The sequence below is a fragment of the Planctomicrobium stercoris genome, assembly GCF_051465655.1.
In the GTDB taxonomy this organism is placed as follows: domain Bacteria; phylum Planctomycetota; class Planctomycetia; order Planctomycetales; family Planctomycetaceae; genus Planctomicrobium.
Genome location: NZ_CP195791.1, coordinates 1,531,023 through 1,554,925, shown reverse-complemented (window position 1 = coordinate 1,554,925; position 23,903 = coordinate 1,531,023). Strand labels below are relative to the sequence as shown.

Genomic DNA, 23,903 nt, shown 5'->3' with positions numbered 1-23,903 from the left:
TCTGGGAGAATTCAGACGGCAACGCTCTCCAGCCATTCCAGAACCGCAGTTTTCAGCCGCACGTACTGACTTTCGCTGTTGTAGAGGTGGCACGAAGCACGCACGTGCACATGGTCCTGCCAGCGCAGAACCGGAATTTCAATCCGATAATTCTCCCACAGCCACAGCTGCAGCGGATGCCCCAGATGGGGATTGGCCTCAGGGTCGGTGAGGGGCAGGCGGACCGTGACCATGGTCCCATACCAGTCAGGGGAATCCGGACACAGGGCAGTCGCGCCCGGAATTTCCAGCAGCTGGTTGCGGGCGAACTGGGCCAGTGCGTGCATCTGGGTCCGGAAACGCTCGATCCCGTACCCCTCGAGCCACTCGATCGCTGCCGGAATGGAAAGGGAGGCCGTCGGGTCGAACGTCCCGGGCCAGTGGAATTCATCCTTCCACGAGGGGGGGCGTCCCATCAGACTCCGACCCCAGCTGACAACGCTGGGCTGCAGGCCCTGCTTGTGACGCGATCGCACGTAGAGAAACCCGCTCCCCAGCGGAGCACACAACCATTTGTGACAGCTCACCGCGTAGAAGTCGCAGGGAATGGAATTCAGATCCAGATCCCGCATCGCCAGCGCGTGAGGTCCGTCAATACAGACCTGGAGTTTCTGTTGCCGGGCCCTTTCGCAGATCTTCTTCACCGGCAGAATTACGGCTGTGGGAGAGGTGACATGGCTGACAACCAGCAGCCTGGTGCGAGGAGTAACCTTGGCAAAGATGGCTTCGACCACGTCATCCTCGGACAGCAGCGGCTCCGGCAGTCGGACCAGGACCGTTCTGGCTCCCGCTTTCTGACAGACCTGACCCCAGATCCGGACGACAGCTCCGTACTCATGATCGGTCAGCAGGACTTCGTCATCACGATTCAGTTCCACATTCGCCGCCACGATGTTCATGGCAGCAGTCGAGTTCGAAACGAAAATCAGGTTGTCCGCGGGACATTTCACAAAGCGTGCGAGTCTGGCAGCGGCCTCATCCAGAGCCGTTTCCAGTTTCCGCAGATAAAAGTCCATCGGATTGGCAGCCAGTTCCCGCTGGAACTGTTCCCGCACGTCGAGCACGCTGCGCGGCGTCGGACCGAAAGAACCATGGTTGAGATAATGCACGCCGGTCGGGAACGTCCATTCCTGGCTGGCGAAGTTGAGCCGATCCTGTTCGGCATCAGGGTGCGGGATCATTGACACTCACAGACTCTCAGGATTTCTTCACTTTTGTTCGATACGAAACAGATGGCCTTCGCTGCGAATGAACAACGCTCCATCACACACCGCATAGGAAGCGAACGTCCGTTCCTCTTCGGTCAGACGGTTTCTCGCGAGTTCTTCAAACTCGGCCGACGCTGCGACGACGATTGCTTCGCCCTCCTCATTCTGGAAATAGATCCTCCCCTGAGCGGCCAGCGGAGAAGCGGAATAATTTCCTCCCAGTCGCTCCTGCCATCGGCTTTCCCCCGTCGCAGCATCGACGCACCGGGCGATCCCTTTGTCCGAAACGAAGAACAGCAGGTTTCCCGAATGCACCAGCGAAGGAGAATGCGGCACGTGCTTGTCTGTCTGCCAGCGGACGTGAGTTTCCGTCACGTTCCCGGCCCCGGTTGGATCGATCGCCAGCAGCAACGGTTTGTTGTATCCAGTGCAGACAAAAATCAGACCGGCAGCGTAAATCGGCCGGGGAGTGACGGAATAACCGTCACCGTATTCGACTCTCCAGATCTCATTGCCGGTCTGAGGTTCATAGGCATAGACCGCTCCGCTGGCCGGGCAGACCGCCTGCAACTGGCCATTGACCTCCACCACCAGCGGTGTTCCGAATGAGAATCCCTTGGAGGCCTTCACCCCACGATCTTTCTTCCAGCGGACTTTTCCTGTCTCTTTCTCCAGGGCGACCGCGTACTGCACGTCATGCCCATCACAGCAGATGATGAGCAGGTCCTCCGCAATGGCGGGTGAGCCCCCGTTTCCATGTGTCGGAGAATAGTCCAGTTTCTGAGTCCAGACGACTTCGCCATCGAGAGTCAGCCGAGCGGTTCCGTGCGGTCCAAAATGCAGATACAAAGCCTCCCCTTCCACGACCGGGGTCGGACTGGCGTGGCTGTTCTTCTTGTGGATTTCAACCTCTCCTCGCTGCACGAAGAGGGTCTTCTGCCAGAGAATTTCCCCGGACTCCGCGGCCAGGCACATCGCTCCCAGTTCAACCGCCGGATCAACTGGTTCCGCAGGGGACTGTGATTCTTCAGCGTTCTCCGGCATCTCGGCAGGCGGAGGAGTCACGTCAACAGCGGTCGTCAGGTAGATGCGCCCGTTCACCACCACGGGGGAGGACCAGGCAATCCCGGGAATCGTTTGCCGCCAGGTGACGTTCTCGGTTCCACTCCAGTGGAGCGGTACCTGTGCGTCGCCCGCATTCCCCTGCCCGGTTGGTCCACGAAACTCCGGCCAGCTCTCCGCAGCGATCGCCGTCCCCGCTCCCAGTGACAGGCACACCACAGCAACTCTGAAAAGACAGTCCATAATCTGGTTCCGAAGAGGGGGGTGAGTGATGGCAGTATCAGAGGCACTCAGGGACAAACGGAGGGAATGCATGACATCTCAGAGTCGAAGAAGGTTCCCCGGGGACCGGCTGGAATTGGCAGATTTGGGTGATTCTCAATCCGTTCCCGGGCCTTCAAACGTTCAAGGACACCATTGGGGTCGTGAAGCCTCTGTCAAAATGGACAAGTTCGGGAGTTTTTGCTTTGTGGTTCCCCGGGTTGCGATTCCGAAGAACCCATTCAACTCATTTCATCGCACGTATCGATCCGATCATGATAATCGTTACGGGCCACAGGCGTCCCCTGTCGAGGTCAGGCTGATCATGAAACTTCCGCAATCGTTGGTGCTTTTGTTCCTGGGGACGGCCCTGTCTGCGGGGTGTCATCAGGCTGAAAAACGCTGCGACTTTAACGGCTGTGATCCGACCTGCGTCAGTTCCGGACCGATACACTACGAATCACCGCTTCCCGTAGTCACTCCGGCCCAGCCCGCGAAACCTCAGACTCCTCCAGAGGAGCCGAAGACGCTGCCCCCGGTGACCCCGCCCAAGAAGGTGCCTCCGGCGGATGAGTTCCTTCCCCCGGTGAAAGGGCCGCTCAACGACACAAACCCTCCTCCCGCCGATGACGCCGGTCCAGATCCAGGCTTCAAACCGACCAACACTCCGTCGGCGTGATTGAACCGATCAGAGGTTGAGGATCAACTCCGTATTCATTTCGCTTTGCGCCGCTCTTTGGCGTAGCGCACCCGGCAACCACGGGCGATCACTTCCTTGACCTCGGGATCCGTTCCGGCGAGCGCCGCCTGGACAGCATCTTCAACATACCGGGCCTGAACGTCGTCAGCATTCGTGCTGTCGTCCATCGCTCCCATGTAGACGATCTTCCGGTCCCGATTCAGCACATAGAACTCGGGAGTGAAAACAGCTCCATAGTCCCGGGCAATTTTCTGTGAAGCATCGGACAGATAGTCGAAGTTGAACTTCTGCTCCTGAGCCCGCTGGGTCAGGGCTGGGAGCTGATCTGCTTCCACCTGATTGACACAGATCGCCACCACTGCCACCTGATCGGCATGCTTGCGGGCGAGGGCTGCAATCCGGGCCTCATAGTCGACAGCGGTCGGGCAGCTGGCACAGGTGAAGACCACCACCACAACCGTCTTGTCCTTCAGATCGGAGAGCGAGTGCGTTTTCCCATCCGTTCCCGGAAGATCCTGCCACGCTGGAGCGACATCCCCGATGGATAGGACTTCATTGAATTCCCCAGCCTGTACCGACAGGTCGCCGGGCAGCACACAGGCGGCACAGGCGATCAACAACATTGCTCGAGCAGACATTTTGGTCCCTGTTGGTCGAAGTTCACATGCAGGTGTCACGAACACACAAACGGTCAGCAACTACCGGCTGGCTCGCTTCTCCGAAATTTTCCGCAGGTCGTAGCAGAGAATTGAATCCTGTTCGCGCAGGTACAGCTTCCCTCCCACAATCACAGGATGCGACCAGCTGGGACGGTCACCACTGCCGGGAACCTGAAACGAACTGACCTCTTCGTACTTCTCGGGATTCGCTGGGACCAGACAGATTTTTCCGTTCGAGAACAGGAAATAAAGATGACCGTCCGCAGCAGCGACACTGGCTGACCCTCTCCCCGAGCCCCGCTCTGCCCACTGAATCTCCCCGGTCATCAGGTTTGCGCAGTAAGGGATCCCGGCGTCGTCAGAGTCCCCGTACAGATAGTCCCCGACCAGAACCACACCTCCATGCTTGTTCGCCAGCTTGATATTGAGAGGATAAATCTCCTCAACCGTGACCGTCGAATCTGCGCCGGCGGTCTGCTTCAGCAGCATCCCTCCCCGCTTGTAACCCGCAACGAAGAAGACAAAGTTGTCTCGCACAACCGGTGTGGGGATCACTGCAGTGGTCTTCTCAATGGGGACTGACCAGAGCAATGTGCCGTCGCTGGCCCGTACGCCCATCGGGCCCAGCCCGGTCGATTGAACATAAACTTTGGTTCCGCCGACATCGGTCTTCACGATCGAGGAATGTCCGGCTCCCGTGTCTCCGGGTCGGACACAGGTCCAGACCAGATCCCCTGTGCGCTTATTCAGGGCGACCATCGTGGACTTCTCTCCGCCGGGGGTGCAGACCACATGATCCCCGTCAACGAGGACCGATTCACTGTAGCCCCAGCTATCGGCCTTCACTCCTCCAAATTCGCTGGGGAGATTCTTCCGCCAGACCTCGGCACCATCTTCCGTTTTGCAACAGACCAGCTCTCCCTGGGGAGTGAGGACGAAGACCAGATCGCCGTCGACAGACGGAGTGGCCCGCGAGCTCTGCCAGTCCGGCTTCCCTTCCGTCCAGGGGGCTCCGGTTTTCGTCCGCCAGATCTGTTCTCCGGTCTTCTGATCGAAGCAGACCAGATACTCATCTTTGTCGTCTGCGGTCGAGGGAGCATCTCCCAGCGTGTAGATCCGGCCATCCGCAACAGCCAGCTCCGCATATCCACGTCCAGCTCCGGTCCCTTTCCACAGGAGTGGCGGCCCCTCTTCGGGCCAGCGTTCCAGCAATCCGGTGTCGCTGGAAACTGCGGATCGGTCTGACCCGCGGAACGTCGGCCAGTTTTCACCTGCTTGCGTTGCTGAAGAAACGCAAACGGTCAAAGCCGTCAGGAGGAGAGAGACTCGGGGACGCACTGTCAGGCCAGCCATATCGGCTCCATCGTAAACGAAGGCAGGATCGTCAGTCATGGGGAGGAATCGATCGTATCACGCTCACCTCCGGGCATTAAGTGCAGGGACGAGAATGTCCGCCACTTTGGGCAAGAATTCTCAGCCCCGAATCCCGGCAACACAGACCTCCCGAAACGAGAATGTGCTCCCGAAAGAGCACATTCTGAACGCTGAGAGAAAACTGCGACTCCGAAGCTATTCCGGCAGCCGGTCGTGCTCGACCTTCGGGAATGGACCGGTGCAAGCTTCCATGAAGGAAACCAGGTCGATCTTTTCCTGTTCGGTGAGGTTCAGCTTCTTGACCTTGTCGCTGAGATTTTTATTGGGAGTTCCCCCTTTGTTGTAATGCTCGACCACGTCCATCAGGGTCTTCAGGCTGCCGTCATGCATGTACGGTCCGGACAGGGCGACGTTGCGAACCGTCGGAGTTTTGAAGGCGCCCCAGTCTTTCTCGTCACCGGTGATGGCAGCACGACCGATATCCGGCTCTTTGGCGTCCATCCCAATCCCGAGGTTGTGGTACTTCTCGTCAGTCAGATTCGCCCCGACGTGACAGGCAGCACAGTTCACGCGTTCACTGAAGAACAGCTCATGCCCGCGAACCGCACTCTCGTTCATCGGACGTTCACTCAGACCATCCTTGGCAGCAGCGTAGGCCGCAGCGGCTGCCTCATCTTCTTCGAGCAGGTCTTTGAGGTCATCCGGATCCAGCTTGGAGAACTTCTGCAGTTCTTCGTAATAATCGAATGGAGAAGGACCGGTCACGATTGCCCGCTCGAAGGCAGCAATCGCTTTGCCCACATTTTCGATGTTGACGGAGTCCTTGCCGAAGATGGCATCGAACTGCAGCCGATACCCCGGCACCTTGGCGATATCCGCAACACACGCTTCGTGAGTGTTTCCCATTTCGATCGGATTGGCGATCGGGCCAATGGCCTGATCTTCGAGCGATCCCGCACGGCCGTCCCAGAACTGCAGATCCGAGAGGATCCGATTGAAGCTGACCGGCGAATTCCGGCCCCCCTGCTGACCGCCGATTCCCACGCCGAACTGCGTTTCCTTGGCGTAGCCGTTGTCCGGATGGTGACAGGAGGCGCAGCTGACCGTGCCGTCCGCAGACAATCGCGGATCGAAGTAGAGCTGACGTCCCAGTTCAATCTTCGCCCGGGTCATCGGGTTCTCTTCAATCCCTTTGATCGTCGATGCCCCGGCAGCCAGTCCCAGCGGCAGCTTGATCGTCAGCGGCTGCAGGTTGGCGGGATCAGCCAGCCATTTTTTGATTTCTTCGGCCTTCAACGGACCTTCGCCCGGAATTCCAGAGAGCAGGTCCTCTGTCCCCAGAGTGACTTCATTTTTCTTCGAATCTCCAGCAGCAGGAGCCGCTGCAAACGCGTGAAGCGGGGCGAGGCACATCAGGCTGCAGGTGAACCCGAATTTCAGGATGGAACGGTTCATGAAGTTACGTCTTCCGGAGTGATGGGGACGGTGGGATTTCAAGGGCTTTTCATTATATGCATCACAATTGAATCGGCCAGTCCGATCCTCTGCCCGTGATTTTGTACAGAATGCGGCCCCCGCCACGTCAGGTTCGGAATCAAAAAACGCGACCTGATCGAATTGCTGGAAAATCTTTGTTAAGACTGATCTTTGAATGACCCGGTCAGGATCCCGCCTCAATCCCGGAAGGAGTCCCAGCGATGCCAGCTGCCCCTGAAAGTTTGATTTTCGACCGGCGCCGATTTTTGAACGCCTCCCTGATCGCGACTGGAACAATCCTGGCCGGTCGGCCGTTACAGGCTGCGGAGAAGAGCTGGCGAGTCGGGGTGAGCGGTCATACAGGACGCGGAAACTACGGCCATGGCCTGGACAACTTCTGGTTGACGATGCCGCAGATGCAGGTCGTGGGATTCGCTGACGCGAACGAAGCGGGTCGCAACAAAGAACAGATGCGGCTGCCCGGTGTCCCGGCCTACCCCGACTACCGGACGATGCTCGCTGAGACCCGGCCTGAAATCGTGGCGGTCGCTCCCCGCTGGATCGATGAACATCGCGACATGATTTTCGCAGCGATCGAGAGTGGAGCTCGAGGAATTTACTGCGAGAAACCGTTCTGTCGCACCCCGGCCGAAGCGGACGAGATCGTGGCTGCCTGCGAGAACTCCGGTTGCAGAATCGCGATCGCGTTTCGAAACCACTACCACCCTGCTGTCCCGGCCGTCAAAGCCGCACTGCAGGATGGCACGATTGGTGAACTCAAGGAGATCCGGGGCTGGGGCAAAGAAGACCATCGCGGAGGATGCCTCGACTTGTGGGTGCTGGGATCCCATCAGTTGGACATGACCAGAGTCCTCGTCGGCGAAGCCATCTCGTGCACCGCGGTCATTCGCAAGGGAGACCGGCCGGCAGTCCCGAGCGATCTCCATGAAGGGGATGAAGGGGTTGGCTTGATCGCCGGAGACTCGCTGCAGGCTCGCTTCGAGATGGCAAGCGGGATTCCCTTTCACTTTCAATCGGTTCGCAATCGGGGCAACACGCCCGATCAGTTCAAACTCAAGTTCATCGGGACCAAAGGGCTGATTGAAGTCCAGTTCGACCTTCAACCGCTGGCTCACTTCATCCCGGGCGATCCAACGAAAGCAGGCTCAACACCCCCGCCGAGGATCCCCATCACCAGCAACGGCGTCGGGAAACCGGAGACGATCGAAAATCTGGCAGAAAGAGTTGCAGATCATCACATCCCCGCTGAAGACTTGATCGCTGCCATCACAGAACAGCGTCCGGCTCTCTGCAGCGAACTGGATGGCCGGGCCAATGTCGAGATGATCCACGCGGTCTTTGCGTCACACGTCGCAGGGGGAAAGACAATTCCGCTTCCGCTGCAGGATCGCGCCCATCCGTTCACAACCTGGAAGGAATGAAGAGATCCAGCGATGAAGTCACGGGGTCGGCAATTCATGCGGCGCGTGGTCAGGCTGCGGCTTTCTCAATCGCATGTTCAGCAGCTCCACGCCAAGAGAGAACGCCATGGCAAAGTAGATGTACCCTTTGTTGATCGGTGTTCCGACCCCTTCCGCGACGAGCAGCACACCGATCAGGATCAGGAAGCTGAGTGCCAGCATTTTGACGGTTGGATGCTTCGTCACGAAGCGTTCCACGGATCCTGCAAAGAGCATCATCACGCAGATCGAAAGAATGACCGCCACCACCATCACCCAGATCTCTTTCGCCATTCCCACTGCGGTAATGACGGAATCAAGCGAGAAGATGATGTCGAGCACCGCAATCTGGATAAGAACGGACGAGAAGCTCGCACGCTGCGGCACCTGATGCCGGTCTTCATGGCTTTCGAGCTTGTGATGAATCTCGACGACGCTGTTGCCGATCAGAAACAGACCCCCGACCAGAAGGATCAAGTCACGGACGGAGATGCCGTTGATCTCCTCATACTGGTGGGCAATCACCTCGGCAGGGACGTCTTTTCCTTTCGGCTGGATGGCCTCAATCCAGCTGGAGGGCACGCCAAGATCTGTAAAGTGCACGAATGGTTCATCAAGACTCAGAACCCAGCTGAGTGATAACAGCAGCAGGATTCGGGTCACCATGGCCCCGCCGAGTCCCAGCGTGCGGGCGAGTGCTCTGCGCTCGGGAGGGAGCTTGCCAACCAGAATGCTGATGAAAACGATGTTGTCGATCCCCAGCACGATTTCCATCGCGGTGAGGGTGAGGAGAGGGATCAACCAGTCCATCGCATTCCTTTAAAGTCAGACTTCGCAGGTCGATTCCGACAGCGGGCTCAGGCACTTGACGAAGTTCGCAACACCTTCACATTAATCTCCGGTGAAGATGCGTAAAGAGGGAATTCGCCAGAGAGACACGTGCGAAGACGCAGATCGATCCGAAAACCAGCGAGCCAATGCTCACAGAACATCATTCAGTAGTGCCAAGTCTGATCGAATTGAAAGAAGAGGTCAGGGGACAGAGGTCGGAGGTCAGAAAAGCACTGGAAAACAAGCGATTTCCTGACCTCTGTTCCCCGACCTCTGACCTCTCACGATGATCGCCCGGAGAACTTGGAAGTACTGTCATTGGAAGTAGATGTAGGGGAGCATCGCCCCGATCACTGCGGGCTGGCGGTAATAGTACGGCCAGTAATGCTTATGCCCGACCAGATCAGTCACATCGCAGTCTCGCAGCTTGGCGGCATTCCCCCCCAGAGCCCGGACATCGTGCGATGTGAAGCCAGAACGGGCGACCGCGCGCCTTCCAAATGGACGCGAGAGCGGCAATGCAGCCAGAGCCAGGTCGTGTCTGTTCTGAAGGTTCAACAGACACTCAACGGGGTTCAGCGCACATGCAAACGGCTGCCCCGGATTCAGCCAGTTATGGTCCATCGCACCAGCAGCCAGAATCACCCGGTAGCGTCGACCTTCTCCGGTGGAATATGGGAAGGAATACCCCTCGATCGTCCCACCGCCGACAAGATGCATTCCGGACAGGATCACGCGGGTTCCGTGACTGTGCCCAACCAGACAGACAGGACAGGAAGCTGGTATCTGCGAAATCAGATACGCCAGATGGAACCCGTTGAAATCCGCCTGCCGCCCCCGCACTGCAACGTCCAGCGGGAAGCAGCCGGTGTAAGGACCATCACTCGGCCATGTGAAAAAGATCATCTGCAGCGGAGCAGCGTTCCGGCTGCGGACGCACGAATAGAACCCGGCTGCTTCGACGTACTGATTTGGCAATTCGACAAAGCTGCCGTGGACAAAAATACAAACAGGGACGCCCGGAACAAGCTGCGAGGAGAGTTCAGTGACATTGCTGTTGCGGGACGTCCCGTCGCAGTGCAGCTCCTGAACGTTCAACCCCCAGGGGCCTCGACAGCGTTCATGGACGTTCTGAACCGAATAACGGCTGCTCACCATCCAGTAGTTTGCACAACAGGTTTCAGGTGCGGCGACAGGAGCAAGGGTTTCCGCGACGGACTCGACCGGAACTCGCTCTGGAGCAGCCGGAATGAGCAGAGCATCTGTGGCAGCAGCGGTTTTGTTGACGACGACCGTTTCGGCCTGCGGGAAATACGCAGCGTCGTCAGCGATCACCGGCAGGGCGATCACCGAGAAAAACAGAACTCGCAACAGAAAAACAATCAGCCTCATGGCCAGATGCACGCCTGCTTCTGAATGGATGTGAAGGTCATCAAACGGCTGCCTCCGTGATGATTCTCCATCCAGGTCCATCTGGCTGGTGCAGAGGTCTCGGGGTGCCGGCCTGTGCGCCTCGCAGTTGTGATCGACTCCTCATCGGAGCGGAATGGAGTTTCGGATTCGGAGATCGGCATTTTTGGCCGCAGTCGTGGTCAGGTTACTTGTTAGGAGCAGTGGACGACCTGTGTGTCCTGCCGCTGTCGAATCACGTGCAATGGTTGTGCCGGATGTACCTGCGCCACTCGCGGTGCTGACTGCGGTGTTCCTGAGTCCAGAGCCAAACCACTCAAAACCCTCACCAACTCTGACAATTCAACCAGGCATCACCACCAGTTTCATCCCCCCCAATCCCCAATCCCCAATCCTCTGGACCCTAGACCCTAGGCCCTCGTCCCTAGCCGCCCCCCTCACTGCCCCACCGCCGGTTCCGGCGGCAGCAGCGTCCCCCCGCTCCGTTTGAGGTACTCATCCCAACGGCCGAGGGCAGCCCGGCGTTCCGCGGGAGGGGCCATCGGCAGGTAATCATAGGTCTTGCCGACGAGCCGGGAGACATTTTCGAACGCAAGTTGTCGAATTGCGATCTGATCGTCCTTCATCCAGTCCAGTAACTGACGCGAAACGTGAGGATTCGCTGCATCCTGAACCGAGTACCCCCACAGCAGCCTTTCCAGCGTCGGGACAGATTCGCCTCGAAAAGTCTTTCCGAGCTCCTGTTCCAGCAGCACGGTATTCTGTTCGGGATCTTCACCCAGCCATTCCCGCAGCGCCTGAATGGCAGCCAGACGTGACTCCTGATGGTCGGACTGCAAGGCCCCAACCACGTACGGATATTGACCGATCATCGCGAGCGTTTTGACGGCCAATTCGGAAATACCGGCACGACGATCATTCACCACCGGCCCCAGGCATTGGGAAATCGTGCGGTCGGCCAGGAACTCTTTTTGAAAGAGTCGCGCCAGCTGCCGGGCAGCGGGAGTGATCAAAGATTCTTCCTGCAGAGCCCAGCTGGGGGCCGCCAATTCTGCTTTCAGAACAAGTTCTGTCCCTTCTGCCGGCCAGAGTGCTGTCCCGTCTTCCCGGGTCAGTCCGAGGGCAGGCTGGCCTTGCGATGAAATCTGGATGCGACCGGAGACAACGGCAACTCCGCCGCGCGGAATCAGCTTTAACTTCTCATCCGGCGGCCCCTGCGGGATGGGAAGTCCGTACTCGACTGCAACCCGGGTTCCCGGCTCCAGCAGAGTGATTAACCAGCTTTGTCCCGCTGCCAGCAGTTCTAATGTCACCGGTTCGGGTGTTGTCAGCGGCCGGGTGAGGATCAACCGTCCACGATTCAGGAGCAGCCCCAGCGACGTCTGTTCTGTTCGCGGAAGACGTTGAATCCGTGTTCCCGGCTCCAGCGTGACATCCAGGACATTCACGATTCCATAGGTGTTTCTGAACGGGGCGGGTGAAGCCAGTTCATCATCGACTTCGATGGGAATGGTGACGGGATAGGAATACCAGTCCGGGTTGGCGGCCAGATGCTTGATGATGAATTCGTCCCCCGACTGATAGCTCAGCGGACTCTCCGGAAGCATGTCTCGGACGACTTCGGGCGGGACATTCGGATTCGCAGGGAGCGGCGGTTCGGGGCTCGGGGGTTCCGGACGCGGACTCATTGCAGGATTTGATCCCGGAGCGAGCGTGTTCGCATTCGCAGCCACAGCAGGGCCAGTCGCAGGAGCAGGTGCTGGGGGAATGATCCCGCCTGCAGGGGTCTGAACGACCACAGGCACAGCGGAATTAGGGACGGGGCCTCCCGGCATCGGGATATTGCGGGGGTTCGCCTGATTGGGAGCTGGGGCCGGAGTTGCAGCAGCCACTTCTCCAGCGGCAGGCTTGGCCTCCGCCACGGCCGGTCGGGAAAGTGCTTCATTCAGTGGCTGCCGGGACCACAGAGAACTGTCTGTCCAGACGAAGGCCACCCAGAAGATGGCTCCCAGTACGACGAGTGAAACCCCGCCATACTGCTGAAAGAACGAACGGCGGGTCAGGTATTCCGGCAGTCCCGATTCCGTTTCGGTCTCTACTCCGGCCATCCCTTCGGCCATCGCGGGAACGGAACCGGAAGAGGGCGTTTCCACCGGGGATTTCGATCCCCCGAGCAAATACATCCGCTCACGCATTTCGTCCGAAACGTCGATTGGCTGACCGACGACCATGCTCAGAATTTTATGACAGGCAGCGACCTCCGCGAGATGAACATCAGAAGCCTGACACAGCCGTTCCAGTTCCACGACTTCATTGGGCGGAAGCAGATTCTCCAGATAGTCCGAGACCAAATTGGGGTCCGGTCCGGAACCGGGGCCTGCCAGCTCAGGGGCTCCGATCCGGCGACGACGCATGACGTCCTGAATGCGCGAAACCAGGTCCGTCGCTTCTTTGCTTTCGGAGATCTTTTCGCCGATCTCCCGGGCCTGCGCCGGTTCAAGGACGTCGTCCAGATAGGCCAGAATGGTTCGCAACGTTAATCGCATGATGCAGATCCCTGTTCGCGGAAGTTCATACTCGGCGCCCGGCCACACACTTGGAGTGTGTGGCAAAACATTCATGACCATCAGCGCGGCCGATCACGCATGAATCCACTCCAGATAGGGACCCCTCCCCGCTGGCGTCGTACAAAAAAATGTGAATTTTCTCACCAGCTGCGAGAATTCCCTGCTGTTTCGATTTGAAACAGCTTCGGTCGGCGCCAGTGGACCGCATTCCGCTTGTCCCGATCATTCAGGAAACAGCACGACCGCTCACAAGTTTCTTGACGCTGCCGTTAGAAAACAGTCACGCAAAAACGACGTTGTGCTAAGGAACAGACAGCAGGGAAAGACGGTGCAGCGACCCGGTTCGCACTTTGCCGATCTTCCCGGATTTTATGTCTATTCCGATCGAATCGGTCATGCACACGCTGTTGAAAACAATTCGCATTCTGGGAGGCATGGCTGCTGCCGTCGCTGCCGCTTTGCTCCTGAGCAGAATTGTTTCGGGCAACTGGAACGCTGCCGTCGGACAGGCACTCTTTCCAACCATTGTGGCTGCCGGACTCGGACTGGCAGCCTGGCGTTTTCTTGGGATTCCTGTCGAAAGCCATTCTGCGGTCGTGCCCGGGAACTTTCATTCAGCACTCGACGGTCTCAGCGAAGGGATCGTTATCCTCGATTACGCGGGACGGATCGTTTTCGTCAATCACTCCTTTGAAGAGTTGAGCGGACACCGAAGCGAGGAACTCCTGGAACAGCGTGCCAAAGACCTCAGCTGGAAATGGGTCGATACCGATGAGCGGGAGAATGTGACTCAGGAGATGTCCTGGCTGGATGCGGTCAAAGAAGGGCGCAGCCGATGCGGCCGGATCCTGGGCCTCAACAGCGAGACCCATCGCAGCTTCGTCATGAACTCCGGCCCGATCCTCGATAATGAGGGGCACCCGAGAGCCGCAATGATCAGCCTGCAGGATGTCACCAAGCTGCAGAAGAAGCAGACAGAACTTGCCAGTCTGCGGGAGACGGTACGCGAGTCGTCCATGCAGCTCCGCCAGAAGAATGCAGAACTGGAACAACTGATCCTCCGGGACCCGCAGACCGGGTGCTATCACCGTCGACATGGCCTGGAGGTGCTGGAAAAACTCTGGAACGATGCCCGCCGGGACGGCAGCGACCTCGCCTGCATCCTGTTGGACATCGACCGCTTTCAGGCGGTCAACGAAGAGCATGGCCATCAGGTGGCCGATCAGATCCTGCGGGATCTGGGACTGTGCCTGCTTCGCAACGTGCGTGAGATCGATCTTGTCTGCAGGTACGGCGGTGAAGAGTTTCTGATCATCATGCCGCACACGGGAGTGGATGAGGGAGCACGGCTGGCGGAAACGCTGCGTCATCAGATCAGCAGGCTGAAAGAAGGGGCAGTGACTCTGACCGTCAGCATTGGAGTGGCAGCCATGTCACAGGCCCCCGGTTCTCCACAGAGCCTCCTGGCCTTGGTGGATCAATGCCTGAACCGCGCGAAACATCGGGGCCGCAATCAGGTCTGCCAACCGGTTCCGGAAGACCCAGACACAACGATCGTTCCTACACCTTCAGAACTGAAGGACTGCACGACCAGCATCCCCTACCCGGCCGTCACAGCCTTGATCTCGGCCCTCGCGTATCGCGATATCGCAACAGCCTCCCACAGCCGCCGGGTTGCAGACCTGTGCGTCAGCATGGGACAACGACTGATGTCCATGACCGGCTGTTATGTCCTGGAAGTTTCCGCATTGCTTCATGACATCGGCAAGATTGGTGTTCCAGACGCGACGCTGCTGAAGTCGACTCCGCTGACGGATGAAGAATGGAAGGTGATGCAGGCGCATGACCGGATCGGAGTGGAAATTGTCCGGACCGCCTTCACCACACCGGAACTGACAGAGATTGTGGCGAACTACACGCGCCCTTACGGAGAGAGCCTAAGCACCGGTCATCCGTTGCCGCTGGGGGCCCGCATTCTGGCGGTCGCGGATGCCTACGACGCAATGACAACCGAACGCACGTACCGGAATGCCATGTCTCCAGCAGAAGCACTGGCGGAGCTGCGCCGCTGTGCCGGGACGCAGTTCGATCCCGAAATCGTTTCGCAGTTTTCCGAAGTTCTGTTTCTCCAGGGAAGCGAATCCGCCCCGCGAATGGATGTTGATATCGAAGCTGCTTTGGCGATCGGGCTGGAACTGGAACGTCTGGCCGAAGCTGTCGACGAGCAGGACATTGAGACCCTCGAGGCGATTGCAGGGCATCTCTGCCGGACTGCGAACAAGTGCGGAGCGCCAGAGATCAGTGCCAAGGCGATGGAGCTGGAACAGGCTGCCATGACCGGTACCGATCAACTGGGAATCCTGCAGTCTGCCAACGAACTGCTCAACTACTGCCGCGCCACCCAGAGTGCATACTTCAACAAGAACATGGAATTCCTCCGGCCTGCCTCGCAGGAACGTCGGTCTTCGGAGAACGTTCCACAGCCCTTCTGAACGGGTCACGGCGACACCATTGCTGAATGGCGAGAAACACTGTCCCGGACTTTCAACCGGGCTGCTTGAAATCCACGCGAGCTTTCTTGTCGGAGGGCAGTCCCTGCAGCGTCACCAGCGGGAAGTCCTTGATATTGGTTTTGTTCGACGGACAACTTCCACATCCGGCCCCACAGCGAGCCCCCGCTCCGCGCACCATCCGCCAGAGCCAGCGAAACACCATTCCGCCAGCCAGCAAAACGAACAACAAAGAAACAGGCGTCTGCCAATCCATGAAAGAGTTGAGTGATAAGAGTGAAGTGTTGAGTGTGAATTTCTTTTCCCTGCCCCCTGCCCCCTCTTCTCTGTCCCCTTTTCCCCGTCACCCCCCCATCACCGCAGTCCCGATCTGGTACGTCGCCAGGGCAGCGACATATGCCAGTAAGGTCATGTAGGCGAAGGTGAAGGCGGGCCAGCGCCAGGTGTTGGTCTCACGGCGAATCACCATGAGCGTCGCCCCGCACTGTGCGCAAAGTGCGAAGAAGACCATGATCGACAACGCCACCGGGATCGTGAAGAGCGGTTCGCCGTTCGGCCAGGTCGCGGATTGCAGCGTCGCCTGCAGCGTGCTGTCATCTTCACTGACATCTCCCCCGAGGCTGAAGATCGTTCCCATCGTGGCGATGATCACTTCTCTCGCCGGGAAAGAAGCAATCGCTCCCACACCGATCCGCCAGTCCCAGCCCAGGGGAAGAAAGACAGGCTCGACCGCTCGTCCGAATCGCCCCAGATAACTGTCGCGAACAAGCTGGCTGCTGATCTCCTGTTCCCGCTCGTGCAATGCGTCCAGTTCTGGAGACGACTCCTCATCAGCGAGAGTCGCTGAGACCCGTTCAATCTCCGCCTGCACCTTCTGTTGCTCGGTGTGGTCTCCGGGGAAATATCCTGCCGCCCAGATCAGGATGCTGACTGCGAAAATCAATGTCCCTGCTTCGGTCACGAATGCCTTCGCGCGTTCATAAACGCGGTCGAAGACCATTCGCACGCTGGGCCACTTGTAAGCGGGGAGTTCCATCACAAACGGCGGCGTCTCTCCTTTGAAGAAGGTTTTCTTGAGGATCCACGCCACGGGAATCGCGACGAGCGCCCCCAGCGCCTGCATCAGAAACAGCACCATCCCCTGCAGCCCGATCAATCCCCCTGCCCACGTCGTTGCCGGAATGAAGGCCGCCACCATCAGCACATAGACCGGTAAGCGAGCCGAACAGCTCATCAGCGGTGCAACGAGCATCGTCACCATGCGGTCCTTGCGATTCTCAATCACCCGCGTCGCCATCACACCGGGAATCGCACACGCGAATGACGACATCAGCGGCAGAAATGACTTCCCGCTGAGACCGACTTTCGTCATCAGCTTATCCATCAGAAACGCAGCGCGGGCCATGTATCCGCAGTCTTCGAGAATCGCGACGAACGTAAAGAGCAATACGATCTGCGGCAGGAAGATGATGACCGATCCCACCCCCGCGACGATGCCATCGACCAGCAGGCTTCGCAACGTCCCCGGCGGAAGAATGCTCATGATCCAGTCTGAAATCGCCCCCTGCCCCGCTTCCACCAGATCCATGGCGGGACCAGCCCAGGTATAGATCGACTGAAAGATGACGAACATCAGTGCGATGAAAATCAGCAGGCCTGTGAAGCGATGCGTCAGCCAGCGATCAATGCGATCGCTGGCAGTCTCGGCAGCTGCCGATTGCGTCCGTTCCACGACACCACTGAGCTGTCGACGGATCCAGTCGTAACGAACCTTCGTCTCCACCAGCGGCACCTTGCAGCCGGCTTGTGCCAGTCGCGTTCGGGCTGCCGCCAGCATCTCCGGAAAACCATCTCCCAAACGCATGGCTGCACGATGTTCCGCTTCGCCATGGACATCCAGCAGCACGCGTTCCCGGAGGAATTCCGGAGTCTCTTCGACGCCGTGTTGCTTGAGCCAATCGCCGAGCTTTTCGACTTCCGCGTAAAAGTCGGCAGGGAAGAGCCGCACGACGTTCGCCTGATGAGTGGCGGTCTCCACAACGGCAGCACGCAGTGCATCGATCCCTTCACGGCGATGTGCGGACGTGGTGATGATGTTCACCCCCAGCCGCTCCCGCAGCTGCTGCACATCGATCTTCACTCCCGACTGCTGGGCGACGTCCCACATGTTCAGCACCAGCAGGACCGGAATCTGCAGGTCGCGGATCTGACTGAAGAGATAGAGATTCCGCTCCAGATTCGAGGCATCCGTGATGCAGACGACAGCATCCGGCCGGCCGATTTCTTTCTGCCGTCCCAGCAGGACATCCACGGAAACCATCTCGTCCGCAGAACGGGGTGACAGGCTGTAGGTCCCGGGAAGGTCAACCAGCCGCACCTGCCGGCCAGCGTGCTCGAAGCGACCGACTTTCTTTTCGACCGTCACACCGGGGAAGTTTCCGATCCTCGCCTTGCCGCCGGTGAGGGCGTTAAAGAGCGTGCTCTTCCCGGTATTCGGATTTCCGATCAGGGCCACTGTGAGCACAGCGGAAGTTTCAGCAACAGAGGAAGGAGCAGATGCGGACATGCGGAGGGGATGACTGGCAGAATTGAATGAGGACCCTGCTCGTGCCATCCGGGATCATTCACCACGGAGGCACAGAGACACGGAGAAGAAATTTCAGCTGAAACGACAATTCATGAATGGGCGGCTTTTAAATGACCAGTTGGGGGAATCATCCGCAGATGGATTGTCAGCTCCTGGCACCGACTTGATTCCTCCGTGGCACCGTGTCTCCGTGGTAAACTCCGTGGTAAACTGCTTCTCGCGAAGATTCTATCGATTGACTTCGGTGATCCGGACTCGGCGGGCTTCGGTGCTGCGGAGTGAGATCCGGTAGCCGCGGATGGAAAATTCGATCGGGTCTCCCAGCGGAGCGAAGCCGATGACGGAAATCTCTTCCCCATCGGTCAGTCCCATTTCCATCAGCCGCATCGCGATCCCGTCCTCTCCTTCGATTTCTTCAATCGTCGCGGAAGCTCCTATGGTCTTCAGATCAGCCAATGTGGGCATATCGTGCGTTCTGTTTGGGTTAGTGGGTAGTGGGTAGGAGTTAGTAGATAGGTATTTTCCTAATTCCTATTTCCTAACTCCTATCCACTAACCTCCACCAAAACCATAGTTCCCGGTTCACAGCGGAGGCTGAGTCGTTGGTCTTGAATGGCGAGGATACAGGGTTCCCCCTGTTTGATGAGTCGGACCGATTTTCCTTCACGTAGACCGAGTTCTTCCAGGCGATGCTGCCAGTCCGTCGGCCCGACGATCTCGACAACTCGCCCGCATTGATTTTCCCGGAGAGCTTCGACAGGCACGATTTCGGACACGCGGCACCACAAGTTGACACTCAGTCTCAATTCGATCGATTGTAGTCCGCAGCGGGAGAGATGGGAACCACTCGGGGCGGAGAATTTTCGCCAGCGCTAGAGTGCCACTTCAGCATCGAATCGAGGCAGCGGCACAATCTTATCAGACTCGCTGTATCGCCATTCAAACGGATCTTGCAAAGAGATTTTCTAACACGACATTCATCACAATGATCCCCCAGAAGCACCAGCTTATCACTCCAATCAAAGGAAGAACCACTTTCAGCAGCTGACTCCAGTCTTTGATTCTTCGCTGAGGCTGCAGGCATTCAATCACCCCCGCCAGCGTCATTCCGATGGGCAGTCCCACCAACACTTGCCACATCACACGTTCGAGCCCTGCCAAAGGATTGCCAATCTGAGGACGAGACGAGAGAGCCATCAAAACTTCGACGCCAATCATCAGCACACAGCAAAACACCCACCCGATGCCGCTTCCTCTCAAAAAGAGGACACCGTATGTCAATACAGTCGCGACACTGCGTCCCGCGCAGGAATCGATGTCGGAATGGCTCTCGCGGCGTGTCATGCTAGGTATCGCAGCTGCTGCTCGAGCAGCGCAGGTACTCGGAAGTTTTCTGAAACGCATATCGTTTCATTTGCCGATTCTCGACCACTCTACCAGCAGGAGCATCGCAACGTCGATGTCATCAGAAAGTCAGTGGTTGACCACGAACTCGCTCGAATTGAGATAGGCCCAGTAGACGTCCTTGAGCCCTTCTGCCAGCGCCAGTTGGGGGGAGAGATTTTCTTCGCTCACCCGCTGGCGGATCGTGCGACGCAGCAAGTCTCGCAGCTGGGTCAGTTCATCATTCGTAGGGTACCGGGAGAGAGCTGCGAGCGAGAGCTGGCGGATTCGGTCCGCTTCAGAGATGCCATGTGGAGTGGTGATTTCCTCCAGAATCCGGCTCTCGCGCGGGCTCGTCGCCTGCTGCACGAGATCGCCGTTCATCATCATCAGTGCCCGCGGAAGAGAGCCGTCAAATGTACTCGACTCCCCGTTCTCTTCGGTATCGACAGCCGCGTAGAACTGCCGCAGCCAAGTCTCACGCTGCTGTTGCGTCGACCTGCTCATCAACACCTGCGGTGAAACTCCTGAGGCAATTCGCAACGAATCGAAAAGCTGTTCCGCCGAGAGCGGTTTGATTGCCATCTGCGAAAACAGCGGTAACTCGCCAGACTCCTCACCAGGAACACCCTGCGATGAGTCAGCCCGACTTGCCAGTTGATAGGCGTCCGAAAGACAGATCCACCGAACCAGTCGATCGACATCGTAGCCGCTCTGCACGAAGGCCGCTGTCAGATCTTCCAGCAGTTCAGGATGGCTGACGGGAGTGTGCGGCCCCATGTCGTCGACCGGGGTGGTGAACCCCTGCCCCATCAGAAACGCCCAGGTGCGATTCACAAAGGCGCGTGCCGGCTGTGGATGGGCATCGGCGAAGAGCAATCCGGCCAGCTGTTCACGTAACGGCAACTGCGGGTTCTCTGCTTCCGTCGAGATTTCAACGCCGGCAAACTTCGGGTACGCGACTCGCATCACCCCGCGCAGGGTCTCGTAATAGGTCGGTCCGAATTCTTCTGCATCAACCAGTTCGGGAACGTCACGCTTCTTCCCGGAAGCAGCGTCGACGACACGGGTGTCGCGAATGCGTGCCTGCTGAAAGAAAGCATTCAGTTCCCAGAAACGTTCCTGTCCCCAGCTCTTCACCAGCGGATGCTGATGGCATTGCGTGCACTGCAGCTGTTCGCAGAGGAAAATGCGGGAGGTGATCGCGGTCGCGGGGACAGCTTCATTATTCAGATGGGCGAGCAGGAAGTTGGCAGGTCCACTCTCCTGCGAGGTTCCGCGGGCTGCGACCAGATCGGTCACCGTCTCGCGCCACGGGCGATCCGAAGCAAATTCGTCTTCGAGCCAGCCGAGCAGCCGGTCACGGTCGATCTTCATTTCCGGGGAACGGCCAACCAGCAGATTCGTCCAGACGGTCGCCAGATTCCTTGCGAACTCCCGACTGTTCAGAAGGGAATCGACCAGATCCTGACGTTTGGAGCGATCGGAATTCTGAAAGAAAGCTTCAGCTTCCGCTCCGGTGGGGATACGGCCTGCCAGATCCAGATAGGCTCGGCGGACCCATTCCGCATCATCCGACACCGGGGCGGGGACAACGCGGGCCTCTTCCCATTTCGCGAGCAGACGTTCGTTGATCCGGCTGACCATTTCTGCATCGCTGGTCAACTTGTATTCCGACAATCGAGCTGCCGGGTTCGTGGCTGTCACGGACTCTTCGACCGGGGAGCTGGCGTCTTCCGGTTTCATGACCGGAGCCGACTTCACCGACAAACGCACATCCGGGACGGATCGAACATCTTCCGGCGTGCCGGCATTCTCTTGAACAATCTCGGGAGCCTGAGGAGCGACCGGCCCCTGCGCGACTTCCGGCTTCTGTGAATCGAACAGGGCAAAGCCCACTTTCAGAAGCACCAGCACTGCCAGACCCGCCGCGATCTCGCGGAGTCGACGAAAACGACGCGGAGTGCGCGCCCCTTCTCGTCGGCCCGACACAAACTCCTTCGGCACTTTGACGGCAGCTGTGATTGCGGATCCCGACTCCAGTTCCGCTCCGGAACCGGCAGCATCCCAATGCAGCATCCCGTGCAGCGACATCGCTTCGACATACAGCTGTCGAAGCTCGGGTGAGGAGAGGACGAGTTGTTCCAGCCGTGCGACGTCGGCTGCGGAAGCGGTCTCTTCGCAGAGTGCCTCTGTCAGTTCGAGCAGTTCACGTTTGCTGGAAATGTTCATGAATTCGAGGTGCCCGATTCCCGGGCCGGATGAAGATGAAACTGTTTACTCGGCTGCCAGTCGACGATGAATGCAATCCAGCAGCGTGCGCCGGATTCGTCCCAGAGACTGATACACGGAATTGATGGGACGGCCCCGTTTTCTGGCAAGTTCTTTTCCGTTATTTCCGGGTTGATATCGCTGCTGAATCAACTCCCGGTCACGCGGCTCGAGCTTCTCCAGGCACTGCCCGAGTGCTTCGCGACGACGTTCCAGTTCGGGCGACTGCAGTGTCGAATCCCCAGCGACTGCCGTGAGGAATTCGTCGGAGAATTTCAGTTTGTCGCGTCGGTACCGCTGCCGGTGTTTGAGGATCTCGTAAGTGGCGATCTGCCGGGTCCAGCCGGAGAAACTCGTATTCGGTTGAAACTGATCGAGCTTCGCCCAGATCACGAGATTCGTCTCCTGCAGGATCTCTTCCGCACTTTGAACGTTCCCGGTCTGGGCGAGAATGAACAGATACAACGGCCGCTGAGCACGGGTGAAGAGTTGAACGAACTCATCACTCGGGATTTTCTTGGCAAGTTGTTCCGATGAATTCGTCACGGAAGTGCTTTAACGCTGCATCGGGGAGAGCGAGGAAAACAGAAGTCACAAGATTAGTCACCATGAAAAATTTCCGGCGAGCAGGAGAGGTGAGTCTCCCGACGAAAGTCCGGAATCGGAAGGCTGACGCCCACCTACCCGCCAGATGAGAACGCATCAAATCGCGTGTTGAACCTTCGATACTAAATCAGCCCCTTGATCGGCTGTCCGCCGCCAGCGAGGGCGATCGGACGACCATTCTTGGACGTATGCACGGTGTTCAGCGGAATCCGCAGAGCATGGGCGACGGTCGCCCAGACATCTCCCGGGAGATAGCTTTCGCTGACAATGCGAATTCCGTCTTCGTCCGTCGCACCGATGGCCTGCCCCCCCTTGAGTCCGCCTCCACCGACGAGCAACGACCAGCTGGTGGCCCAGTGATCCCGACCGACATTCTGGTTGATACGGGGCGTTCGTCCGAACTCACCCATGCAGACGATCGTGACGTCGTTGAGCATGCCGCGCTGATCCAGGTCACGCGTCAGTCCGGCGATTCCCGTATCCAGACGAGGCAGGTTCGTGTTCTTGAGGGTGTCAAACACGTCGTTGTGAAGATCCCAGCCGCCCGGGAACTGCACTTCGATGAACGGCACTCCGACTTCCACCAGCCGACGGGCCATCAACAGGGAATTCCCAAAGTCGTGGTTCCCGTACAGCTGCTTGGTCTCGGGCGATTCATCCTTGATGTCGAAGGCCTTCATCTGGGCCGACGTCATCAGGTTGACCGCCTTTTCGTAGACTTCCTTGTGAGCCTGACCAGCGTCGCCCCGGCCGGACTTGATGAAGTTACTCTCGATGGCACCGAGCATCGACAGGCGATTGTTCAAACGCTGGGCGTCCATCGTATCCATGTTCGCGTTCTGGATCCGTCCCTGGCGGTCAACGACGAAAGGAGCATGCGACATCCCCAGAAAACCGGGGCTCATGCTGCCGCCGCCGATGGAGACGAACGCCGGGATCTCCAGCTCTTTCCGCTTCGTCCCCAGTTCATAGCTGACAACCGAGCCGAATGTCGGGTGGACCACGGTCGGATTAGGAACCCAGGCGCTGTGCATGTAGTACGTGCCGCGCATATGGTCGGCTTCCCGGGTGCTCATAGACCGAACCACGGAGAGTTTGTCCATCACCTTTGCAATCTCCGGCAGGTGCTCGGAAATCTGCAGGTCCCCCTTGGTGCTGACCGGCTTGAACTCACCGCCGTTCTTGGAATTCGGCTTGAGGTCCCACATATCAATTGTAGGAGCTCCCCCGCCCAGCCAGATCAGGATGCACGCCTTCTGATTTCCTTTCACCTCAGCGGCATTGGCCTGCAGGTGCGAAAGGAAGTGAGTCGCTCCCATGGCGGTGGCACTCCCCAGGGCCATGTGGCTCAGGAAGTGTCGGCGGGACATGCTGTTGGAGAAGGAATTGATCATTGGAGAGCCACTTTCTTGGAAACCTTAAGGAGATCTCTGTGAATGTCTTAGGTGTGATTGGTCAAGGCATTGAATGATTTCGAATCGGTGTCGATATTCCGCAGG

General features: G+C 58.2%; 19 protein-coding genes. 3 read left to right on the top strand and 16 right to left on the bottom strand.

Annotated features, from left to right (window positions below; genetic code table 11):
* Positions 1-11 precede the first annotated feature (11 nt).
* Positions 12-1,220, bottom strand: coding sequence for an aminotransferase class V-fold PLP-dependent enzyme (locus SH661x_RS06405; RefSeq protein ID WP_437229149.1), 1,209 nt, complete (start codon positions 1,218-1,220; stop codon positions 12-14).
* Positions 1,221-1,247: 27 nt separating this feature from the next.
* On the bottom strand, positions 1,248-2,552 hold the full coding sequence (locus SH661x_RS06400; RefSeq protein WP_437229147.1) for an outer membrane protein assembly factor BamB family protein: 1,305 nt from the start codon (positions 2,550-2,552) through the stop codon (positions 1,248-1,250).
* 343 nt (positions 2,553-2,895) lie between these two features.
* Here SH661x_RS06400 and SH661x_RS06395 point away from each other — a divergent pair, with 343 nt between their 5' ends.
* Positions 2,896-3,249: a hypothetical protein gene (locus SH661x_RS06395; protein WP_437229145.1), complete on the top strand. Its 354-nt coding sequence runs from the start codon at positions 2,896-2,898 to the stop codon at positions 3,247-3,249.
* 35 nt (positions 3,250-3,284) lie between these two features.
* On the opposite strand, the gene SH661x_RS06390 is transcribed toward SH661x_RS06395, so the two are convergent.
* From SH661x_RS06390 to SH661x_RS06380, 3 genes are all read right to left on the bottom strand, one after another.
* Positions 3,285-3,908 (bottom strand): thioredoxin family protein, encoded by a 624-nt coding sequence (locus tag SH661x_RS06390; protein WP_437229143.1) that lies wholly within the window; start codon positions 3,906-3,908, stop codon positions 3,285-3,287.
* A gap of 60 nt (positions 3,909-3,968) precedes the next feature.
* Complete coding sequence (locus tag SH661x_RS06385) at positions 3,969-5,321, bottom strand: PQQ-binding-like beta-propeller repeat protein (RefSeq protein WP_437229141.1); 1,353 nt, start codon at positions 5,319-5,321, stop codon at positions 3,969-3,971.
* A gap of 177 nt (positions 5,322-5,498) precedes the next feature.
* Positions 5,499-6,758 (bottom strand): cytochrome-c peroxidase, encoded by a 1,260-nt coding sequence (locus tag SH661x_RS06380; RefSeq protein WP_437229139.1) that lies wholly within the window; start codon positions 6,756-6,758, stop codon positions 5,499-5,501.
* A gap of 242 nt (positions 6,759-7,000) precedes the next feature.
* Between SH661x_RS06380 and SH661x_RS06375 the strand changes: the two genes are divergently transcribed.
* Positions 7,001-8,221 carry a Gfo/Idh/MocA family protein gene (locus tag SH661x_RS06375; protein WP_437229137.1) on the top strand — a complete coding sequence of 407 codons (1,221 nt, stop codon included), beginning with the start codon at positions 7,001-7,003 and terminating at the stop codon, positions 8,219-8,221.
* Between the two features lie 18 nt (positions 8,222-8,239).
* On the opposite strand, the gene SH661x_RS06370 is transcribed toward SH661x_RS06375, so the two are convergent.
* The 3 genes from SH661x_RS06370 to SH661x_RS06360 form a co-directional block, all read right to left on the bottom strand.
* Positions 8,240-9,049 (bottom strand): TerC family protein, encoded by an 810-nt coding sequence (locus SH661x_RS06370; protein WP_437229135.1) that lies wholly within the window; start codon positions 9,047-9,049, stop codon positions 8,240-8,242.
* A gap of 336 nt (positions 9,050-9,385) precedes the next feature.
* Positions 9,386-10,462, bottom strand: a complete 1,077-nt coding sequence (locus tag SH661x_RS06365; protein ID WP_437229133.1) for an alpha/beta hydrolase — start codon at positions 10,460-10,462, stop codon at positions 9,386-9,388.
* 455 nt (positions 10,463-10,917) lie between these two features.
* On the bottom strand, positions 10,918-13,026 hold the full coding sequence (locus tag SH661x_RS06360) for a hypothetical protein (protein ID WP_437229131.1): 2,109 nt from the start codon (positions 13,024-13,026) through the stop codon (positions 10,918-10,920).
* A 392-nt stretch (positions 13,027-13,418) separates the two neighbouring features.
* On the opposite strand from SH661x_RS06360, the gene SH661x_RS06355 reads away from it, so the two are divergent.
* Positions 13,419-15,539, top strand: a complete 2,121-nt coding sequence (locus SH661x_RS06355; protein ID WP_437229129.1) for a diguanylate cyclase — start codon at positions 13,419-13,421, stop codon at positions 15,537-15,539.
* Between the two features lie 52 nt (positions 15,540-15,591).
* Here the strand turns inward: SH661x_RS06355 and SH661x_RS06350 are convergent, their stop codons facing one another.
* The 8 genes from SH661x_RS06350 to SH661x_RS06315 all read right to left on the bottom strand — a co-directional run bounded on the left by SH661x_RS06350 (position 15,592) and on the right by SH661x_RS06315 (position 23,798).
* Positions 15,592-15,813 (bottom strand): hypothetical protein, encoded by a 222-nt coding sequence (locus tag SH661x_RS06350; protein ID WP_437229127.1) that lies wholly within the window; start codon positions 15,811-15,813, stop codon positions 15,592-15,594.
* A gap of 87 nt (positions 15,814-15,900) precedes the next feature.
* Complete coding sequence (feoB, locus tag SH661x_RS06345; protein WP_437229125.1) at positions 15,901-18,081, bottom strand: ferrous iron transport protein B; 2,181 nt, start codon at positions 18,079-18,081, stop codon at positions 15,901-15,903.
* A 291-nt stretch (positions 18,082-18,372) separates the two neighbouring features.
* Positions 18,373-18,609 carry a FeoA family protein gene (locus tag SH661x_RS06340; protein WP_437229123.1) on the bottom strand — a complete coding sequence of 79 codons (237 nt, stop codon included), beginning with the start codon at positions 18,607-18,609 and terminating at the stop codon, positions 18,373-18,375.
* 80 nt (positions 18,610-18,689) lie between these two features.
* Entirely contained in the window at positions 18,690-18,908 is a 219-nt protein-coding gene (locus SH661x_RS06335) for a FeoA family protein (protein WP_437231174.1), read from the bottom strand.
* Between the two features lie 175 nt (positions 18,909-19,083).
* Positions 19,084-19,284, bottom strand: coding sequence for a hypothetical protein (locus tag SH661x_RS06330; protein WP_437229121.1), 201 nt, complete (start codon positions 19,282-19,284; stop codon positions 19,084-19,086).
* 333 nt (positions 19,285-19,617) lie between these two features.
* Positions 19,618-21,759: a DUF1553 domain-containing protein gene (locus tag SH661x_RS06325; RefSeq protein ID WP_437229119.1), complete on the bottom strand. Its 2,142-nt coding sequence runs from the start codon at positions 21,757-21,759 to the stop codon at positions 19,618-19,620.
* Positions 21,760-21,804: 45 nt separating this feature from the next.
* Complete coding sequence (locus SH661x_RS06320; RefSeq protein ID WP_437229117.1) at positions 21,805-22,344, bottom strand: sigma-70 family RNA polymerase sigma factor; 540 nt, start codon at positions 22,342-22,344, stop codon at positions 21,805-21,807.
* A gap of 182 nt (positions 22,345-22,526) precedes the next feature.
* Positions 22,527-23,798 (bottom strand): DUF1501 domain-containing protein, encoded by a 1,272-nt coding sequence (locus SH661x_RS06315; protein WP_437229115.1) that lies wholly within the window; start codon positions 23,796-23,798, stop codon positions 22,527-22,529.
* Positions 23,799-23,903 lie beyond the last annotated feature (105 nt).

What these genes read in the sequence shown, in the direction of transcription:
- SH661x_RS06405 (WP_437229149.1), bottom strand. Translation starts at nt 1,220, where the DNA reads ATGATCCCGCACCCTGATGCCGAACAGGATCGGCTCAACTTCGCCAGC.
- SH661x_RS06400 (WP_437229147.1), bottom strand. Translation starts at nt 2,552, where the DNA reads ATGGACTGTCTTTTCAGAGTTGCTGTGGTGTGCCTGTCACTGGGAGCG.
- SH661x_RS06395 (WP_437229145.1), top strand. Translation starts at nt 2,896, where the DNA reads ATGAAACTTCCGCAATCGTTGGTGCTTTTGTTCCTGGGGACGGCCCTG.
- SH661x_RS06390 (WP_437229143.1), bottom strand. Translation starts at nt 3,908, where the DNA reads ATGTCTGCTCGAGCAATGTTGTTGATCGCCTGTGCCGCCTGTGTGCTG.
- SH661x_RS06385 (WP_437229141.1), bottom strand. Translation starts at nt 5,321, where the DNA reads ATGACTGACGATCCTGCCTTCGTTTACGATGGAGCCGATATGGCTGGC.
- SH661x_RS06380 (WP_437229139.1), bottom strand. Translation starts at nt 6,758, where the DNA reads ATGAACCGTTCCATCCTGAAATTCGGGTTCACCTGCAGCCTGATGTGC.
- SH661x_RS06375 (WP_437229137.1), top strand. Translation starts at nt 7,001, where the DNA reads ATGCCAGCTGCCCCTGAAAGTTTGATTTTCGACCGGCGCCGATTTTTG.
- SH661x_RS06370 (WP_437229135.1), bottom strand. Translation starts at nt 9,049, where the DNA reads ATGGACTGGTTGATCCCTCTCCTCACCCTCACCGCGATGGAAATCGTG.
- SH661x_RS06365 (WP_437229133.1), bottom strand. Translation starts at nt 10,462, where the DNA reads ATGAGGCTGATTGTTTTTCTGTTGCGAGTTCTGTTTTTCTCGGTGATC.
- SH661x_RS06360 (WP_437229131.1), bottom strand. Translation starts at nt 13,026, where the DNA reads ATGCGATTAACGTTGCGAACCATTCTGGCCTATCTGGACGACGTCCTT.
- SH661x_RS06355 (WP_437229129.1), top strand. Translation starts at nt 13,419, where the DNA reads ATGTCTATTCCGATCGAATCGGTCATGCACACGCTGTTGAAAACAATT.
- SH661x_RS06350 (WP_437229127.1), bottom strand. Translation starts at nt 15,813, where the DNA reads ATGGATTGGCAGACGCCTGTTTCTTTGTTGTTCGTTTTGCTGGCTGGC.
- SH661x_RS06340 (WP_437229123.1), bottom strand. Translation starts at nt 18,609, where the DNA reads ATGCCCACATTGGCTGATCTGAAGACCATAGGAGCTTCCGCGACGATT.
- SH661x_RS06330 (WP_437229121.1), bottom strand. Translation starts at nt 19,284, where the DNA reads ATGTGGCAAGTGTTGGTGGGACTGCCCATCGGAATGACGCTGGCGGGG.
- SH661x_RS06325 (WP_437229119.1), bottom strand. Translation starts at nt 21,759, where the DNA reads ATGAACATTTCCAGCAAACGTGAACTGCTCGAACTGACAGAGGCACTC.
- SH661x_RS06315 (WP_437229115.1), bottom strand. Translation starts at nt 23,798, where the DNA reads ATGATCAATTCCTTCTCCAACAGCATGTCCCGCCGACACTTCCTGAGC.